Source organism: Acinetobacter sp. YH01018, assembly GCF_013420295.1.
Taxonomy (GTDB): Bacteria; Pseudomonadota; Gammaproteobacteria; order Pseudomonadales; family Moraxellaceae; genus Acinetobacter.
In genome coordinates, this window is record NZ_VOYL01000027.1 from 18,201 (window position 1) to 37,524 (window position 19,324).

The following is a 19,324-nucleotide window of genomic DNA, read 5'->3' on the forward strand; positions in this document are numbered from 1 at the left end:
ATTAATTTTATAAACTTTAGTTGTGTGTAAATACGGGATAGAATAGCTCACTCTTGTAAAGAAATTGTAAGCAAAACTTCAAAAATCATCATGAAATCTAACTTAATTACACGTGCTGGACATGACAAATTAGTCGCAGAATTACAATATTTGTGGCACGAAGAGCGACCAGAAATTACCCGGAAAGTGAACTGGGCAGCGAGTCTAGGGGATCGATCGGAAAACGCGGATTACCAATACAACAAGCAAATTTTACGCAAGATTGACCGTCGTGTCCGTTACTTGGGTAAGCGTTTAGAAGAGCTCAAAATTATTGATTTTTCACCTGAGCAAGAGGGCAAAGTATATTTTGGTGCCTGGGTGGATATTGAAAACGAGGACGGTGAGCAAAAAACCTTGCGTATTGTCGGGGTAGATGAAATTTATGATCATCATCCACAGCATATTTCCATTGATTCACCTATGGCACGGGCTTTACTGGGCAAGCAGGTAGATGATGAAGTAAAGGTGCTGACGCCATCGGGTGAAAAACTCTGGTATGTGAATGAAATTCGTTATGAAAAGCCTGAAAATTCAGCAGATTAACAAATTTTGTTTTTATTTTAAGCGGTTGGTAAGAAAAATATAGAAAAGTATTTGCCAAGATGGAATTTTATTTATATTATAGCCGCCATTGGAAGCGTGGCAGAGCGGTTTAATGCACCGGTCTTGAAAACCGACGAGGGTGTGAGTCCTCCGTGAGTTCGAATCTCACCGCTTCCGCCAAATGTCTAAATAAGCCCTTGTTTTTACAAGGGCTTATTTTTTATCTGTAGTTTTAGCCCTCAACCTACCCACATTAAAATTTGGATTGAATTGGCTTCATTAAGTTGTATTCGGAAGATAAAGGAATGCAGTTTAAAAAATGCTGTCTAAAGCAAACTATATTTATAATGCCACTACAAGGGGAATTGGGCCGTTTAAGATGGCATGATTTAAATCGTGTGTACTTAAAGACTGGCGTACGGATTGTTCTCGCATAACAGATTCTCGTTTTATGAATTATGTGCCTACAATTGCAATAGGGTTGTCTTAAAATTTTTCAGGTTGCCAGCCGCCACCCAGAGATTTGTAAACTGTTACGGCGGCAAGGGCTGAATCAGTTTGTGCTTGAAGCTTTCTATCTGAAAATTGCAAAGCATTTGAATCTGCTTGTAATACTTCTATTCGACTGTTAATCCTTTTTTATAGGCAATTAGAGCAATTTTCTGTGCATGCTTTAATGCATTTTCTCCATCTTGAAGAGCGATTAACTGCTCTTGTTGTTTGGACAGGGTTGTTAAAGAATTTTCTACATCTTCTGCTGCATGTAAGACGGCTAATTGATAGGTTGCAAGCATTTCAGCTTCTTGCCCTTTAGCTATCTGAGTCTTTAGATCATGAGCTTCGCCAATTTGGAATTCGTGTATCAATTGTTCAGCCTTCATTTACTAAAACCAATTTAGATAAGAATGCACCCGTAGCAAGTTCAAAAATTCCTGAATATGACAATGAGCGCAACTTAGCTACTCATGCCATCTTAAAACAGATTGATCAGGCACCTCAGCCCGATAGTGTTGCTGAGACAATTGTTACAGCGGCACTCAATGATTGGCAAATGCGCCGTACACCATCTGGGCAAGCCTCTTTATTAAGTAAATTGCGTCGATTTATGCCGAGTGGCCCAGTTGATAAAAGTATTAGAAAGACTTTTGGTTTGAGTTAAATTTTAATTTATTTATTTCAATAAATCAGATCTATCAGAAGAGTAAACTGTGTGGTTTTAACCAATCTGCTTTAGATCAAGTGGCCTTACAGGGTTATGGCAATCAGAGGTTTGAGCTAAACTCTGAGGAGGAATTGGATACAGTCGATGATTTTTATTTAAATTCTAAGTCAGTTAGAGGCTAAAAATCGATTAATTTAAACAATATAATGTTTTTATTGAGGATATTTAGCAACGGTTGCAACAGTCGGTACAGGCTTTGAATTAGTCAAAAGGAGGTGATTCACCTCCTTTATTTTTTTGCTTAAAACATATCTATTATTTATACAAATGCAGGAAAATTCTTACTACAATTTATTAATAACAAATGACTATCTCGAGACGCCCTTTTCAATTAGTCAGTATGTATTTTAATCGCTATAATTCGGATAGTCGGTATAACCTTCAGCCCCTCCACCATACAATGTTGCCGGATTTAATTCAGCCAATGGAAGGCCGTGTTTTAAACGTTCAACTAAGTCAGGATTGCTAATAAATAATTTTCCAAAAGCAAATAGGTCAGCTTCGTCAGATTCAAGGTGATCATTCGCAAGTTCTAAATCATAACCATTATTGGCTAAATAGGTCTGCTCAAAACGGTTGCGTATAGCAGAGTAATCGAAAGGTGCTATGTTACGTGGTCCGCCTGTAGCACCTTCAACGACATGCAAATAGACGATACCGAGTTGATTGAGTTGTTCAGTAATGTAATTGTACTGAGGTTGAGGATCACTACAACTTATACCGTTAGCAGGAGATACAGGAGATATACGGACACCTGTTCGATTAGCACCAATTTCACTGACTATAGCTTCAACCACTTCAAGTAATAATCGTGCTCGATTTTCGATAGATCCACCATATATATCAGTACGTTGGTTGGCACCATCTTTTATAAATTGTTCTAGTAAATATCCATTCGCAGCATGAATTTCAACACCATCAAATCCAGCAGTAATGGCATTTGCTGCCGCTTGGCGGAAATCTGAAATAATGGCGGGAATTTCATATAATTCTAATGCTCGGGGTTCAGATACTTCAGTAAATGTATTATTTACAAAAGTCTTTGTGTCTGCCCGAATCGCTGAAGGGGCGACAGGACTTGCCCCATTAGGTTGCAAATCAACATGAGAAATTCGCCCAACATGCCATAATTGAACAAAGATTTTTCCACCCTTTGCATGTACGGCATTTGTTACTTTTCGCCAAGCATCAATTTGTTCAGTCGTGTATAGCCCAGGTGTATCTTGATATCCTTGAGCTTGTGGAGAAACTTGGGTTGCTTCTGTAATAATAAGACCTGCGCTAGCACGCTGAGCATAATAATCAGCAGCAAACTCACTTGGCACAAGTCCTTTCCCTGCGCGGTTGCGTGTGAGTGGAGCCATTACAATACGATTGTTGAGTTCAATGTTGCCTAATTGATAGGAACTAAAAAGAGTTTTATCTGTCATGTTACACCTCTAAATTTAATAATGATGTTGAATCAAAAAATCTGCGTTTTTAAAATTTGTTATGACGTTTTTTCAGGAGCATCGAAAATAAGGCATGTCGTTGTCGCATGTGCATATAATTTTCCATCAGGGCCTATTATTCGTCCTTCAGCAGTCGCTGTTTGGCGTCCGACATGGACGATTTTTCCCTCTGCCCGTACAAGAGGGGTCGCATCTGTTAGTGCACGTACCATATTCACTTTGAGTTCAAGCGTGGTATAAGCTTTCCCAGCAGGGAGTGTAGTATGAATAGCGCAAGCAACAGCTGAATCAAGTAAAGTACAAAACCAGCCCCCATGCACACTACCTAATGGATTGTAATGTTTGCGTTGTGGCCGGCCTTGAAAGACTGCAATCCCATATTCCATATGCACAGGAATATAGTCGAGCGTTTCTCCAATTGGAGGTGAGGGAAGCTCACCAGAAAAAATAGCCTCAAAAACTTCTAATCCTGAGCGTTGAGTTAACTCTGATAAGTGCACAGAATCTGGTGGGCCTAGATGCTTAAGAATTTTCTGTTCAGTTTCTTCCCATTCTTTGAGAACGTCATTTACTTCCATAACTATAAGTCCAGTTTGAATACTAAGAATTGAGAATGTCTAATTATAGTTACTAAAATTTAAGCAATAATGGCTTTATGCTTTACATCAATATTTAATATAGGTAATCGCTTTTGATCTGAAGTTGTAATTTGACTGACTGAATCGAGTAGTTGGATTTGATCAGGTGACAATACAACATCGATTGCATGTAAATTACTTTCTGCTTGCTGTAAAGATTTTGGTCCGATAATAGGAATGGTTCCATGTGTACCTGCCCAAGCAATTGCCACCTGATCAGCAGATACATTTAATTCAGCAGCAATTGAAAGCACTGCATCTAAAATTGCTGTACGTTGAATCGAGTTTTCTTGCTGAAAAACCTTGCCGCCAAAACCTTCTTCACGGCCTTTTTCACCCTGACGATATTTACCTGTGAGCATTCCTCCACCTAAAGGAGACCATGTCACCATCCCTAATCCTAATGCTTGAGAAGCTGGAATTAAATCGGCTTCAGGCTCACGACAGACCAAACTATGTTGGAATTGTGCCGCTGCAATAGGCACTGTATTTTTAAGTTCTGCAATAGTTGCTGCACGAGATAGTCGCCATGCTGGAAAATTTGATAAACCTGCATAGAGAATCTTTCCGGTACGAGCCAAATCCTCTAGCCCTCTTAGAATTTCTTCGCTCGGTGTAACATTATCAGGATGATGTACCCGACTTAGGTGCTGAAGTCATCAAAATTGAACGTCCACAGGTAGGAGATGATACCCGCATGTGGGGACCATCATGGATGCCAGACCAGCAGGGCAATGCCACACGTGAATCTGGCTATTTTCAGTGTGCTAATCGCAATAAATATTCAGTTTCTGTTGATATTGCCTCGGCTCAAGGTCAAGAAATTATTCGGGAAATTGCCAAAACCGCTGATGTAGTCATTGAAAACTATAAAGCGGGCTCACTGGCAAAATATGGACTTGATTATGCAAGTTTAAGTGCACTGAATCCCAATGTGGTGTATTGCTCGATTACTGGTTTTGGTCAGGATGGACCACGTGCCTTGAATGAAAATTTCAAAGTGATTGCTTCGCCAATCAAACTTTCAGATACACCGGTAGAATATCGCAATGCACCACCGCAGTTGGGTGAACATACTCAACATATTCTGTCACGTCTTAAAACGGCAGATGAGCTGCATGCCTTAAAATTGCAAGGCATTATTGATGGAGAGGTAGCTTAAGCAGCATTCTTGTGATGCATATTGGTTTTGCTTCTGTTGGACCGGAATGTTAAAGCATTCGGTCCTTTTTTCTGCTAGGAAAGATGACATCCATTTTATGCATCATGGTGTTTGTGAAATTATCTAATACAAGAAAGCGATACCTACAAGGTGCTTGGTCAGATGCAGTGCTAAGCGTTATCATAATCAGCATAAGATCATTGGATTGCATTATGAAAATTGTCGCAGATGAAAATCTGGCATTTACTGAATATTTCTTTGCCGATTTTGGAGAAATTCAGCAGGCTGCAGGACGAACCTTAACCCATGCGAATGTGAAAGATGCAGAAGCGTTACTGGTGCGTTCTGTGACCCAAGTCAATGCCGAGCTGGTTCAGGACACAAAATTAAAATTTGTCGGCAGTGCGACCATTGGCACCGATCATCTGGATATAGCTGCTTTAGAACAATGCAATATTGCCTGGTCGAATGCCGCAGGCTGTAATGCGCAGGCCGTTGCGGAATATGTGATTACTGCTTTACTGCATTTAAAACCTGAACTGATCAATGCCAATGACAGCTTTACTTTGGGCATTATCGGTCTGGGCAATGTCGGTTCACGTCTGGCTGTTATGGCTAAACTTCTGGGCTGGAAGGTGATTGGTCATGATCCCTTCGTACAGCGTGAACAGATTGAGCAAGTAGATTTAAATACCCTATTAAAAACAGCCGATGCGATTTCCACCCATGTGCCTTTAACCAAAACAGGCAATCATCCAACTTACCATCTCATCAATGCTGAAGCTTTAGCACAGATGAAGCCTGCAGCGATTTTAATTAATTCGGCACGAGGACCGGTGGTTGAAGAATCGGCTTTAATTGTCGATATTCAACAGACCCAGCGTGCAGTAGTTCTCGATGTATTTGAGCACGAACCTGAAATTTCAGAACAGCTGTTAAATTTAATTCGTTTGGTCACACCGCATATTGCCGGGTATAGCTTGGAAGGAAAGGCACGTGGTACACAAATGATCTACGATGCATTCTGCAGTACCTTTCATTATCCAGCTGAAACGCAATTTGAAACGCAATTGCCTGTCTGTGAACCATACTTTAAAGATGGTGATTTAAAGGCGGTGCTAAAACAATATTTGACTCAAATCTATGATATTGCCCGTGATGATGCAAACTTAAGGGCCTGCCTGAAAGATGGCAAGATTGAGCAAAAAGCCTTTGATTATTTGCGTAAAACTTATCCGTTACGCCGTGAATGGGCAGCACATGGAGGGCCGAAGGCATGAGTCAATCTATTGCTTATCAGCCGACTTGTGATTTAAAGGCTATGCAGGCACGTGCCAAAATGTATGCGCAAATCCGTCAGTTCTTTGCTGAACGGAATGTACTGGAAGTTGAAACACCAGTCTTATCGCAGGCCGGAGTGACCGATGTACATCTGGCCTCTATACAGGCACAGCGTCATTTACAAGGCAAATTACACACCCACTATTTGCAAACCTCGCCCGAATTTGCCATGAAGCGGCTGCTGGCCAGTGGTAGTGGTCCGATCTATCAAATCTGTAAAGTTTTTCGTGATGATGAGCATGGACGTAAACATAATAGTGAGTTCACTATGCTGGAATGGTACCGTCCCGGATTCAGCCTGAAAGATTTGATGTTTGAAGTAACCGATTTGCTCAATGTGACCTTAAAGCAGCGCTTTGGTGAAGTTCGTCCCACCATTTTAAGTTATAAGCATGCCTTTATGGATCGTCTGAATATCAATCCATTACAAGCAAGCTTAAAAGATCTGAAAGACTGTTGTAACCGGGTTGGACTCAATCTGGATTTGGGTGATGACCGCCTGGGTTATATCGATTTGCTTTTTTCGCATTTTGTCGAACCGAGTCTGGGTTTTGATACGCCAGTATTTTTAACCGATTTCCCCGCTGAACTGGCATCCTTGGCCAAAACCCGAATCGATGAGGATGGAGAACTGGTAGCTGCCCGCTTCGAGCTGTATATCGAAGGTCTGGAATTGGCCAATGCTTATGATGAATTGATTGATGCCGATGTACTGCGTTCCCGCTTTGAAGCAGATAATGCCGAACGTGCAAAACTGGGCTTACATGTCATGCCGATTGATGAATATCTGCTTGCTGCATTACCGCACATGACAGAGTGTTCCGGTATTGCTTTAGGCATTGACCGTTTGTTAATGGTCGCTACAGAGCAAATGAAGCTTGAAAAAGTGATTGCTTTTCCAGCGAATATTTCCTGATTTCAGCTATTGCTCATATTTGTTGATCAGCCAAAATTCCTCCTGACTCCCTTTATGAAAGGGGGATTCATTTGTGTGCAAAGATGGAATTATGGGGATTGATATGGATGCAAAAATGCGCCATCAGGTTTGTTAGTGAAGGATAGTTTGATTTAAGTAAGCTGTGGATATGCGAGTGTGGCAGAGATGCCACACGTTACCCATCATAACAAGGAGGTTATGTATGGGTAACAAAGGCTTTTGCTTACTTTTGGCCTCTCAAAAGTAAGACATCGCCTATACAAATGCCTTTTGATTTTATTGAAAATTTGCGGCAGTGAAAGCTTCTAACTTAAATAAGATGATTTGAATTAACTATTTTCTCAAAAAATAGTCTTTAATCAAATTATGGGACAACAATATCCTTAGATGCTTTTTTATACTTACACCACTACTGCAACTTGCCGAGCTTTCAGTTCTGCAATGGCTTGAATGCGACGCTCAATCAACATCTCACCAATTTCTTGACCTTTCACATCGGCAGGTAAGTCTTGCGCTTTAATATTGCGGACCACTTCCATTGCCTTAAGTATATAAGTGGCCTGAGGATAGTCACGATCTTCCAGACCTAAACGGCCACGGGAGTCGCATTCACAAGCCTGTATAAACGCCTCCACTCGTTCAGGGCGACGTAACACATCCAGACGTTGCAGTAAACGCCATAAAGTACCTGGTTTCAGGCTTAAAGCCTGATGGCATTTTAAATGTTCTTTACAGACTGCAATGGCCAGCTGTTTGGTATTGGTTGGGACTTTCAGACGGTCACAGAGTTCAGTCACCGGTTTGACCCCGCGTTCTTCGTGCATGATATGGCGCGGTAATTCATCTGCTGGTGTCAAGGCCTTGCCCAAGTCGTGAACCAGCACTGCGAAGCGGACATCTAAAGAATAGTCGGCTTTACAAGCCTGTTGTAATGACATCATGGTATGAATGCCACTGTCAATTTCCGGATGATATTCAGGGCGCTGTGGAATACCATATAAAGCATCCAGCTCCGGGAACAGGACTTTTAACGCACCACAGGTACGTAAAACGGTAAAATATTCATCGGCATGATCTTCCATCAGCGCACGGGAAGTTTCTTTCCAGACACGTTCCTGAATTAGCGCATTGAGTTCACCTGATTCCACCAATTGTTTCATTAAGGTGAGGGTTTCTTCTGCCACGCTAAAGCCTAAACTTTTATAACGTGCAGCAAAGCGCGCAATGCGCAGAACACGGAGTGGATCTTCGACAAAGGCATCGGATACATGGCGTAAAATGCGTTGTTCCAAGTCCTGCTGACCCGCATAAGGATCATAAATATTGCCTTCATTGTCCATGGCCATGGCATTGATGGTCAGGTCACGACGAATCAGATCATCTTCAAGACTAACGCTCGGATCGGTATAAAATTCAAAGCCATGATAGCCACGACCTGATTTACGTTCAGTGCGTGCCAGTGCATATTCTTCTTTTGTTTCTGGATGTAAAAAAACAGGGAAATCCTTACCCACAGGCTGATAGCCCTGAGCAAGAAGTTGTTCCGGTGTTGCACCGACCACAACATAATCTTTCTCGTGATAGGGGTGTCCGAGCAAGTGATCTCGAACCGCACCGCCTACTAAATAAACTTGCATGAAAAAACCTCTATTCTTCAAGCAATCATGCTACAGAATAGAGGTTTTCTCAAGTCACAAAATGTGATCTAGCTGACTAAATCAAAGGGCTAATTTTTCATTTTCCTGAATTTCAGCAACGGTTAATGCAGTCATGTTCACCAAGCGACGTGTAGTCGTAGTTGGTGTCAGGATGTGGACAGGTTTAGATACACCTAACAGGATAGGACCAATGGTAACGTTATTCCCTGAAGTCGATTTCAATAGGTTAAACGAAATGTTGGCTGCATCCAGGTTTGGCATAATCAGCAAGTTTGCAGAACCTTTGAAACGTGAGTTCGGGAAAGCAAAGTGACGGATGTTTTCGTCAAGTGCCGCATCACCGTGCATTTCACCTTCAACTTCCAGTTCAGGCGCAGTTTCAGACAAGATGTCATACACTTTACGCATTTTTTGCGCGCTTAAGTCATCTTGGTCGCTACCGAAGCTTGAGTGAGAAAGAAGTGCGATACGTGGTGTTACACCAAAACGACGTACTTCTTCAGCAGCCAAAATGGTCATTTCAGCAAGCTGTTCAGCTGTCGGGTTACGGTTAATGTATGTATCCGCGATGAACAGGTTACGGTCTTCAAGCATTAATGCATTGAGCGTAAAGAATGTGTTATGACCTTCTTTCTTACCAATGATGTTGCTTACGAAGTCCAGATGAATGTCGTAACTTGAGTAGGTACCACACAGCATACCGTCTGCAAGACCGTGTTTCACCAGCATAGATGCAATTAAGGTAGAACGGCGACGTGCTTCACGTTGCGCATACTCAGGTGTCACACCTTTACGTTGCATGATGCTGTAGTAGTCATCAGCAAACATTTCGTAATGTGGGTTCTTTTCTTGATCGATGATGGTGATGTTCACACCATCTTCAAGACGTAGACCTAATTTCTTGATATTTGCTTCAATCACTGCAGGGCGACCGACAAGGATTGGTTTAGCCAGACCTTCATCGACTGCAATTTGTACTGCACGAAGTACACGCAGGTCTTCACCTTCAGCATAGGCAATACGCTTAGGATCAGTTTTCGCCTGGGCGAAAATTGGTTTCATCATGAATGCAGAGTTGTAAACAAACTCAGACAGACGTTGACGGTAAGCAGAGAAGTCCTGAATCGGGCGAGTGGCTACGCCTGAGTCCATCGCTGCCTGTGCAATTGCCGGGGCAATTTCAAGAATCAAGCGTTGATCGAGTGGGCGAGGGATTAAGTAATCACGGCCAAATGATGCTGATTTTTCACCATACGATGCTGCGTCTGCTTCAACATGTGCCATGCGCGCAATGGCATGTACACAGGCAATCTTCATTTCTTCATTGATGGTGGTTGCGCCAACGTCAAGCGCGCCACGGAAGATATATGGGAAGCACAGTGCATTATTTACCTGGTTTGGATAGTCTGAACGACCAGTTGCCATGATCACGTCATCACGAACTTCATGTGCATGTTCAGGCAGAATTTCTGGATCCGGGTTTGCCAAGGCAAAGATAATCGGATTTGCAGCCATGGTTTTCACCATTTCTTTGGTGAGAATACCGGCAGCTGACAGACCCAGGAACATATCAGCACCTTCAAGTACTTCACCGAGCTGAGTAGCGGTGATGTCTTGCACGTATGCTTTTTTAGATTCATCCAGACCTTCACGCTGAGTGGTTAATAGACCACGTGAATCGGCAACGATGATATTCTCTTTCTTAGCACCCAGGGCACAAAGAAGATTTAAGCAAGACAGTGCTGCTGCACCTGCGCCTGAAGCAACAATCTTGATTTCTTCAATTTTTTTGCCGTTAAATTGCAATGCATTCAGAAGAGCTGCACCCACAATAATAGAGGTACCATGCTGGTCATCGTGGAACACAGGAATGTTCATGCGTTCACGAAGTTTTTGCTCGATATAGAAACATTCTGGTGCCTTGATATCTTCAAGGTTAATCCCACCAAAAGTAGGTTCTAGCGCGGCCACGATGTCGACAATTTTGTCAGGGTCGTTTTCATCAATTTCAATATCGAATACATCGACACCGGCAAATTTTTTGAACAGTACGCCTTTACCTTCCATTACCGGTTTAGATGCCAAAGGACCGATATTTCCTAAACCCAGTACTGCAGTACCATTACTCACCACTGCTACAAGGTTACCGCGTGCAGTATAAAGGGCAGCAGTTGAAGGGTCACGTTCAATCTCAAGACATGGTGCAGCAACACCTGGTGAGTAGGCAAGCGCTAAGTCACGTTGATTGACCAGTTGCTTGCTAGGCGTGACGCTGATTTTTCCTGGTGTTGGGAATTCGTGATAATACAATGCCTGTTGTTTTAAAGATTGATCTTCCATCTGTATCTCGTTTGTTACTGGAGTAATTCAGCAAAGCTGCTGGTTTTCTGCTTGGTTGCATCGAATATAACATTTGTTGCGACCTTATCACAGTCGCGTATGTGTCTTTTTCAGGCAAAGTTGGGGGGTGAAAGGTTGACTTATATCAAGAAGGTATAAGTCGATGTTGTTCCAGGTATGTGGTGGCTTCTTTTTCAGGAAGCGGCTTGGAAAAAAAGAAACCTTGAGCAATATCGCATTCCAGATCTTGCAGGTACTGTAGCTGTTGCTTGGTTTCAATACCTTCTGCAACCACCATCATTCCCATGGCTTTGCCCATGGCGATCATAGCACTGACAATCGCTTCCTGCTTATTTTTTCCGATTTTGGATATAAAACTGCGATCTATTTTAAGTATATCAATCGGGAAATCGGCAAGATAAGACAGGGACGAGTAGCCTGTGCCAAAATCATCGAGCGAGATATGAATTTTCCGTTTTTTAATTTCATTCAACAGGTTTTTCACCGTGACTGAATTTTCCAGTAACGATGATTCGGTAATTTCAAGTTCCAGGCTGGAACCACAAATGTTATAGGTCTGGATGGCATGATCCAGATCTTCCAGCAATTGTCCGCGTTGTAATTGCTGGGCCACCACATTGACGGATATACAAATATTGTCAAACCCGATATTGTTCCAGTAGCGGATCTGTTTGGCTGTTTGTTGAATCACAATCCGGCCAATATCCGAGATCAGGCTGGTTTGTTCTGCCAAGGGAATAAACAGGTTGGGTGGAATAATGCCCTTGCTTGGATGATTCCAGCGCACCAGTGCTTCAAAACCGTAAATATTCTGATCACTGAAATTTATTTTCGGCTGATAGTAAACAATTAGCTCGTTATTATTGATGGCATGGCGCAAATCGCGTTCCAGATAAATGCCTTGTTCAAGTAAAGCGCTACTTTTATTGGAGTAGAAACGACAGGCATTGCCGCCTAGGTTTTTTGCTTCAGTCAAGGCCTGCTCAGCGCAATTATTCAGATAATCCAGCTGACGTCCATTTTCCGGATAGAATGCAACGCCCATGGACAGGGTGATAATATGGTCCTGATCGAAAATGTTAAAGGGTAAGGAAAAAGCTTTACTTATACGTTCACAATGATGTTGAATCGACGGGTGAGTAGGTGAAATCTCATAGACAATTGCAAAATCATCGCCATTCAGATGTGCTACAAATAATGCTTCGGTATTGGTCAGTCGCAGTCTTTGTGCAACTTGGCGTAACAGTTCGTCACCACCACTATTACTTAAAAATTCATTTAAAGGCCTGAAACGATCGATATTTAAACGAATAACGGCCAGCTGTTTAATGGAATCTTTTTGACTAATTAAATATTGGTGTAACTGGTAGTTGTAATAAAAACGGTTCGGCAAATCGGTTAAAGGATCGTAATTTTCTAAATAAGACAACCGTTGTTCTTGCAGTTTACGTTCAGTTAAATCGGAGACAATACCGATATAGTGAGTAACACGGTTCTGCTCATCGCTAATGGCATTAATGCGCATCCAGATGGTTGCTTCTTCACCTGAAAGGAATGTTTCCTGCAGTTCACCATCAAACTCACCGATTTTTCCCAGCTGCTGAAGAATCGAGTAGTGGCTGTTTCTTTGTTGTGACTGATAATTTTCCGTAATATCAAATAAATTTTTGCCAATAATATGTCGGTGAGTAAAACCGGTGAGTTGTTCATAAAATGGATTGACGTCAATGTAGCATAGCTGATCATCGAGAATAAAAATGCCTTCAGTTGCTTGCTGAAGTACACTGGCAGCTAATTTTAAGCGTTCCTGATCGGTACGTTCCTGATGAATGTCACGACGGATACCCACCATGCGCAGGGGCTTTTTATTGACCGGATCACGAGCAATGACCCGACCAATATCATGGACCCATTTCCACTTGCCATTGCTGTTCTGAATTCGATAGCTGGCTTCATAAAGTGGTGACTGACCACGTAAATGTTGTTTCATTGCATGCTTGAACTGCTCAATATCATCCAGATGAATGATGTTTTGCAGTTGATGATGATGCAGTTTAGAGGGCTTCAGGGTTTTTTGCTGTTTTGCGTCCGTCACCAGAATTTCACGATCTTTGATATTCCAGTCCCAGGGGCGAAGTCCGGCAATTTCATGCGCCAAAACCAGATTTTGTTGCTGATTTTCCAGATCGGCATTCATTTTGGCAATATCAACAGTTCGTTCTTTAACTTTTTGCTCCAGCAGCTGATTGTTTAATTGTAATTGCAGCTCTATATCTTTTGATTTATTAATTTCAGCTTGTAATTGTTTGCATAATTCATCGGTCCATAAAACCTGTTGTTTGGCATTTTTAACTAAACGATTGTTTTTTGAGTACAGTACAGAAATACGCTGATGAATACGCGATGTGATATTGGCGCATAATAAAATGACAATCAGTGCAAAATTAATGGTGAGATAGAATAAAGGATCTGATGTTTCTGTGCTGATAAATTGTGAAGCCAGATAAGGAAAAATAGCAGGTATAAACGCCAGACAGAAATAAGTTAAGCGCTGGGTTAAAAAGGTCAGGGCAAATGCCTGACTCACAATCAGTAATAATGCTGACAAAATTAAGGCATGAACATGACTAAAGGCAGGGTTGTATTGAGGTAAATAGTAGTAAACCAGGCCCATACCTAAGGCAATACAACTACCAATCACTAAACTTTGAATTTGTAGCCAACGATGCGCATGAGGCAAGGCAAATTGGTCGGGTTTAAAATAAACACTGCTAATCAGTAAACACAGGCAACACAAGAGTTCAGTGCCTATAAACCAAAAATTGAAATAAAAAGAAGGTTTTATAAAATAAAATTGGTAAATGCCATAAACATATGCCGATACAATCACAATACTGACTATAAAGAAGCGGCTAAGTCGAATTGTATTGCTAATTTGTGCAGCACTCACATGCTGTTTAATATACTCGTCTTGAAGATCTGACATACAGGCAAAAACCTTAATTATTATTTTGCAATAAATTTACTTTCTAAATATTGATTGAGTTAAAAAAATAAACTGTATTTTAAATATACATTTGTATCTTTAATTCAAGAGTAATAATGTTGTTGAAAAAAATCAATCACATCACAAGTTATTCATCCAAATTTTGATGAACTATACAGTTAAGTTATAATTTAAAATAGATAAAGCAACAATCGGCGCCGTTTCTGTTCGTAATACACGATTGCCGATACACCAGTTTATAAAGCCTGCTTGGTTGGATAATTGTATTTCCGCTTCACTTAGACCACCTTCAGGTCCAATTAATAGCGCAATGTCTTGTGTCGCATTTTCCAGCACATTCACTTGATCTTTATTCGGAGCGAGCACCAGTTTTGTGGTCGGGAGTTCTGTCTCTAACCAGTCTTGTAAAGATACAGGTGCTAACACTTCGGGAACTTTGTTCATGCCGCATTGCTCACAAGCAGCGATGGCAATGCCTTGCCAGTGATCTATTTTCTTTTGGTCACGATCATATTTAAGGCGCATTTCACAGCGTTCAGAAGTCAGCAACTGGATTTTGGATACGCCAAGTTCTGTGGCTTTTTGAATGGCATAATCCATTCGATCCCCTTTACTCATTACCTGTCCAAGCAAGGTACTAAAAGCTGGAGTACGGTCATCAGGATTGAAGGAATCGACAGAAACACGGGCTGATTTTTTTGTGACTTCAATAAGCGTAACTTCATATTCACCACCCCGTCCATTGAACAAGGTGGCTTTTTCACCGACTTGTGCACGTAATACTTTGACCCAGTGATGAAAAACTGTTTCAGTTAATTCAGCATTCATATCCACTGCTAAGTCAGCTTCAATATAAAAACGTGGCATTTAAGTATTACTCACAAATCAGATATAAATTAAGCTAGACCAAGATCAGTCACGAGTTGACGTGTTGGATCTGTCGTGTTCATGGTGTAGAAGTGCAAGCTCGGTGCACCGCCTGCAAGCAGACGTTCACACAATTTCACCACAACTTCATGACCAAAGGCTTTGATACTTGCCGTGTCATCGCCATAAGTCGCCAATTGCTTGCGAATCCAGCGCGGAATTTCTGCACCGGTACCATCTGCGAAGCGAATCAGATTGCTGGCATTAGTAATTGGCATGATGCCCGGAGCCACCGGAATATCCACGCCTTGTTTTTGAATACGGTCTACAAAGTAGAAGTAGGCATCTGGATTGAAGAAAAACTGGGTTAAAGCGGCATTGGCACCGGCATTGGCTTTTTCGACAAAGTGTTGAATGTCTTTATCAAAGTTTTCTGCCTGTGGGTGCATTTCCGGGTAAGCGGCCACTTCAATGTGGAAGTGATCGCCTGAATGTTCGCGGATAAAACGAACCAGGTCCTGTGCATAAGGCAATTCACCCAGGCCAACCTGACCTGAAGGCAAGTCACCACGCAGTGCCACAATACGGTCGATGCCTTGTGATTTGTATAGATCAAGCAATTCTGCGATACGCGCTTTGTCATCACCAATACAAGACAGGTGAGGGGCAACAGGTGTGCCTTTGCCATTAAAGTCATTGATTGCAGCGAGTGTACGTTCACGAGTTGAACCACCAGCACCATAAGTCACTGAAAAGAATTCAGGATTTAACAGTTGTAATTCTTTATGAACAACACGAAGTTTTTCCGCCCCGGCATCAGTTTTAGTCGGGAAAAACTCAAAAGAAATTGGAACACGTTTGGTCATTTTTCAAACCCTTTTTTTATCAATACTGTTTTAATTTTTCACCCTCTCCCTGACCTCTCCCAAAGGGAGAGGAGAATTCATTACTGAATTATGCAGGGTTTAAGCCATATTTATTCATATGATGACATTAAACATCCATCGGAAATAAATCTGGTGCTCACCCTCTCTTGCACTTGTTTTAAAGCAGTGCTTAAAACAAGCTCAGGGAGAGGGATGGGGTGAGGGGTATTAGTATTTATAAGTCTCAGATTTGAATGGACCTTCAACTTGAACACCAAGATAATCCGCTTGTTCTTGAGTCAATTGAGTCAAGACACCACCGAAACCGGCAACCATTGCTGCAGCAACTTCTTCGTCCAGTTTCTTAGGAAGCAGTTCTACACGAATCGCAGCCTGTTTTTGGTCTTCAGGAAGATCAGCAAATTTTTCGGCGAACAAGTGCATTTGAGCCAATACCTGGTTAGCAAATGAACCGTCCATCACACGTGATGGGTGACCAGTCGCATTACCCAGATTCACTAAACGACCTTCAGAAAGAAGGATTAAATAATCGTTTTCATTTTCTGAACGATACACTTGATGTACTTGAGGTTTAACTTCAACCCATTTGTAGCCACGTAGGTAGTTGGTATCGATTTCAGTGTCAAAGTGACCGATGTTACAAACCACTGAACCTGCTTTTAATGTATCTAACATTGCAGAGTCACATACGTGATAGTTACCAGTAGTGGTTACGATCAGGTCAGTGTTTTGAAGAAGATCTAAGTTGATGTCTTCTTTTTTACCTGTTTGCACGCCGTTTTTGTATGGAGATACCACTTCATAACCGTCCATACATGCTTGCATCGCACAGATTGGATCGATTTCGGTTACGCGAACAATCATACCTTCTTGACGAAGTGATTGAGCAGAACCTTTACCTACGTCACCGTAACCAATCACCAATGCACGACGACCAGACATCAACATGTCAGTACCGCGTTTGATGGCATCGTTTAGAGAATGGCGGCAACCGTATTTGTTGTCGTTTTTGGACTTGGTTACTGAGTCATTTACGTTGATTGCAGGAACTTTTAAAGTGCCGTCACGTAACATTTCATAAAGACGTTGCACACCCGTAGTGGTTTCTTCAGTCACACCATGGATTTTCGCTAACACTTCAGGATATTTTTCGTGAACAAGAGCAGTCAAGTCGCCGCCATCGTCCAGAATCATGTTGGCATCCCAAGGTTTGCCATTGACATTGATTTGCTGTTCAAGACACCACATGTATTCTTCTTCAGTTTCACCTTTCCAGGCAAAAACAGGAATACCGCGTGCAGCAATTGCAGCAGCAGCGTGGTCTTGAGTAGAGAAGATGTTGCAAGAAGTCCAACGAACTTCAGCGCCTAATTCAACTAAAGTTTCAATTAAAACTGCAGTTTGAATGGTCATGTGAATACAGCCGAGAATTTTCGCGCCTGCAAGTGGTTTTGCTGCTGAGTAGCGTTTACGTAAGCCGATCAGCGCTGGCATTTCTGCTTCAGCAAGTTTGATTTCTTTACGGCCGTAGTCAGCTAGGGAAATATCGGCAACTTTATAATCTGTAAATGAAGCATTAACCGCGTTCATCACGATCTCCTTATAAAAAACAAAAATTGATCATTCAGTTCGCGGATGCCGTTGTTGGTCTGTCTAGAAAAAAGATGGACCGATCGTCGAGCCTGGCGCTTTTACATTTGGTACCTGTAAAACGTCGCAGCATCCCTCGACTAGCGAAGTATTGTACTTGGATTCTAAAAGTGTTCCAAGTTGTAAGATGCAATATTATTGATTTTCCTTTAATTGGGTTTTTAATTGATCAAAAGCATCCCAACCTTCTTTAGTTAAATCAAATAATTCACCTTTATAACCTCGATCTTTAATTAAACCTAAATTCAATAGTTCATTAAGGGCTTCTTCCCATTTAGCTAATTCTCTAGCTTTATTAAGATTAATGTCTAAATTGCCTACGAATAAGGATTGGCCACCCAAATATCGACGAAAGTGAATCTGACTCTCCGCATTGCCAGCATTTAATAATATCTGAACCATTTCATCACTAGGTTCAATAGTTTGTTTTGTAGATGTTTCAATTGGCGTATCGTTGAAGTTAAGTTCATTTACAATAGTCTGAATATATTCATTCTGTTGAATATGAAGAGATAGATGATCTTTAATTTTTTGTTTGAAATTAGATAAATCGTTATAAAAATCTATAACTCCACTCGGCATCCATTCCCTAATTTGCACTTGTAATTTTTGATACTGTTCTGTGATTTTACTAGGTGGAATTGGTTTGTCACATACATAAATCGATGCAAGTTTTTGAGATGCTATGTGTCTTGAAATTTCTTCGACGGTACCGCTGACATATTCGCCGGTTTCTGTACCTAAGCGAGTCCAAAAAATGCCTAATAAAATGTCTGTATTTTCTAAAATACGTTTATTAATTATTTCTTGAGGTCGATTTCCCATTTCAGGAGCTACATGTGTTTCCCATCCGACAGGATTTAGCATCACACCAAATTGTTTTGAGTGAATGGCATTCGTGTGCCGCAGCAAGCGGCGTAAGAGATGAGGGTATGGCCCCTCGCTATCGGCTTGCAGGAGCAGGTAGCAAACCACCATAAGCGGCTTGGATCAAAAGTCCCGGTCGTGAGCGTTATGGAAAAGGCATCGTAGAGATGTCAGGTAAGAATTAGGAAGGCGAACAACAGTGAACTGCCGTTCAAGTGTCGAAAGTACTCAAATGACATCAAAACCGGGGATGGAAGTTACCCCGCGAGTAGTTTGGCCGTTACCTGCTTACGGGCCATTCGGTGTCCGGCGTAGAGGCAGCGCGATCCTAATTCAGGCTCTTACGTTGAACTGCGGGAACCTTCGGTGGCGATGTCAAGCGAAAGGCACAAGCTCAAAAGGCAAGGCTGATAATAGCAATGCGTCACCAAGGGGCGGAGCAACTCGTAGTAGTGTTGAAGTTACTGTAATGGTAATGGAGCGAAGGGGTTGCATTATCCAGGTCTACGGATTTGTCAACTGTGCAAGCAGGAGGAGCAAAACTTTATGACCAAACCATTTAATATTCCTAAAGCGTTAATCTGGGAGGCATTTAAAAAAGTCAAAGAGAATGGTGGCGCTCCAGGCGTTGATCATGAATCTATTGAGCAATTCGAAAAGCATTTAAAGAACAACCTATACAAACTATGGA

The 19,324-nt window shown here is 41.7% G+C and carries 12 protein-coding genes, 1 tRNA gene and 6 pseudogenes; 8 read left to right on the forward strand and 11 right to left on the reverse strand.

The window, feature by feature from the left end; all coding sequences use genetic code 11:
• The first annotated feature begins 90 nt into the window (after nucleotides 1-90).
• Both greB and FTT83_RS10170 read left to right on the forward strand, forming a co-directional pair.
• Nucleotides 91-585, forward strand: coding sequence for a transcription elongation factor GreB (greB, locus tag FTT83_RS10165; RefSeq protein WP_166167429.1), 495 nt, complete (start codon nucleotides 91-93; stop codon nucleotides 583-585).
• Nucleotides 586-675: 90 nt separating this feature from the next.
• A tRNA-Ser gene (locus FTT83_RS10170) sits at nucleotides 676-765 on the forward strand.
• Between the two features lie 306 nt (nucleotides 766-1,071).
• Here the strand turns inward: FTT83_RS10170 and FTT83_RS16225 are convergent.
• Nucleotides 1,072-1,406, reverse strand: a pseudogene (locus FTT83_RS16225) (TolC family protein); the annotation flags it as partial.
• Here FTT83_RS16225 and FTT83_RS16230 point away from each other — a divergent pair.
• Both FTT83_RS16230 and FTT83_RS16330 read left to right on the forward strand, forming a co-directional pair.
• A pseudogene (locus FTT83_RS16230) lies at nucleotides 1,400-1,744 on the forward strand (short-chain dehydrogenase/reductase); the annotation flags it as partial. The pseudogenes FTT83_RS16225 and FTT83_RS16230 sit on opposite strands and share 7 nt — an antisense overlap.
• A 26-nt stretch (nucleotides 1,745-1,770) precedes the next feature.
• Nucleotides 1,771-1,902, forward strand: a pseudogene (locus FTT83_RS16330) (hydrolase or metal-binding protein); the annotation flags it as partial.
• Nucleotides 1,903-2,154: 252 nt separating this feature from the next.
• Here the strand turns inward: FTT83_RS16330 and FTT83_RS10180 are convergent.
• The 3 genes and pseudogenes from FTT83_RS10180 to FTT83_RS10190 all read right to left on the reverse strand — a co-directional run.
• The gene (locus FTT83_RS10180) at nucleotides 2,155-3,237 is read right to left on the reverse strand and encodes an alkene reductase (RefSeq protein ID WP_166167426.1); all 1,083 of its coding nucleotides are present in this window, start codon (nucleotides 3,235-3,237) and stop codon (nucleotides 2,155-2,157) included.
• Between the two features lie 59 nt (nucleotides 3,238-3,296).
• On the reverse strand, nucleotides 3,297-3,836 hold the full coding sequence (locus FTT83_RS10185; protein WP_086196247.1) for a PaaI family thioesterase: 540 nt from the start codon (nucleotides 3,834-3,836) through the stop codon (nucleotides 3,297-3,299).
• A 59-nt stretch (nucleotides 3,837-3,895) separates the two neighbouring features.
• Nucleotides 3,896-4,522: pseudogene (locus tag FTT83_RS10190) on the reverse strand (aldo/keto reductase); the annotation flags it as partial.
• Nucleotides 4,523-4,536: 14 nt separating this feature from the next.
• Here FTT83_RS10190 and FTT83_RS10195 point away from each other — a divergent pair.
• The 3 genes and pseudogenes from FTT83_RS10195 to epmA all read left to right on the forward strand — a co-directional run.
• Nucleotides 4,537-5,058 (forward strand): annotated as a pseudogene (locus FTT83_RS10195) (CoA transferase); the annotation flags it as partial.
• 212 nt (nucleotides 5,059-5,270) lie between these two features.
• Nucleotides 5,271-6,338, forward strand: coding sequence for a 4-phosphoerythronate dehydrogenase (locus FTT83_RS10200; protein ID WP_180043183.1), 1,068 nt, complete (start codon nucleotides 5,271-5,273; stop codon nucleotides 6,336-6,338).
• A complete protein-coding gene (gene epmA / locus FTT83_RS10205) occupies nucleotides 6,335-7,315 on the forward strand; it encodes an EF-P lysine aminoacylase EpmA (protein WP_180043184.1) in 981 nt (326 codons plus the stop codon). Before FTT83_RS10200 ends, epmA begins: the two co-directional genes overlap by 4 nt.
• A gap of 422 nt (nucleotides 7,316-7,737) precedes the next feature.
• Here epmA and FTT83_RS10210 read toward each other — a convergent pair whose 3' ends face one another.
• The 7 genes from FTT83_RS10210 to FTT83_RS10240 form a co-directional block, all read right to left on the reverse strand.
• A complete protein-coding gene (locus FTT83_RS10210; RefSeq protein WP_086196233.1) occupies nucleotides 7,738-8,973 on the reverse strand; it encodes a multifunctional CCA addition/repair protein in 1,236 nt (411 codons plus the stop codon).
• 81 nt (nucleotides 8,974-9,054) lie between these two features.
• Complete coding sequence (locus tag FTT83_RS10215) at nucleotides 9,055-11,334, reverse strand: NADP-dependent malic enzyme (protein WP_086196232.1); 2,280 nt, start codon at nucleotides 11,332-11,334, stop codon at nucleotides 9,055-9,057.
• 145 nt (nucleotides 11,335-11,479) lie between these two features.
• Nucleotides 11,480-14,341: an EAL domain-containing protein gene (locus FTT83_RS10220; RefSeq protein WP_086196231.1), complete on the reverse strand. Its 2,862-nt coding sequence runs from the start codon at nucleotides 14,339-14,341 to the stop codon at nucleotides 11,480-11,482.
• Nucleotides 14,342-14,512: 171 nt separating this feature from the next.
• A complete protein-coding gene (locus FTT83_RS10225; RefSeq protein WP_180043185.1) occupies nucleotides 14,513-15,229 on the reverse strand; it encodes a 16S rRNA (uracil(1498)-N(3))-methyltransferase in 717 nt (238 codons plus the stop codon).
• A gap of 29 nt (nucleotides 15,230-15,258) precedes the next feature.
• Complete coding sequence (gene metF, locus FTT83_RS10230) at nucleotides 15,259-16,095, reverse strand: methylenetetrahydrofolate reductase [NAD(P)H] (RefSeq protein ID WP_180176565.1); 837 nt, start codon at nucleotides 16,093-16,095, stop codon at nucleotides 15,259-15,261.
• Nucleotides 16,096-16,323: 228 nt separating this feature from the next.
• Entirely contained in the window at nucleotides 16,324-17,706 is a 1,383-nt protein-coding gene (gene ahcY, locus FTT83_RS10235) for an adenosylhomocysteinase (protein ID WP_086196228.1), read from the reverse strand.
• Nucleotides 17,707-17,901: 195 nt separating this feature from the next.
• On the reverse strand, nucleotides 17,902-18,744 hold the full coding sequence (locus tag FTT83_RS10240; RefSeq protein WP_257234898.1) for a DUF4062 domain-containing protein: 843 nt from the start codon (nucleotides 18,742-18,744) through the stop codon (nucleotides 17,902-17,904).
• A gap of 435 nt (nucleotides 18,745-19,179) precedes the next feature.
• On the opposite strand from FTT83_RS10240, the pseudogene FTT83_RS16235 reads away from it, so the two are divergent.
• Nucleotides 19,180-19,324, forward strand: a pseudogene (locus FTT83_RS16235) (group II intron reverse transcriptase/maturase); the annotation flags it as partial.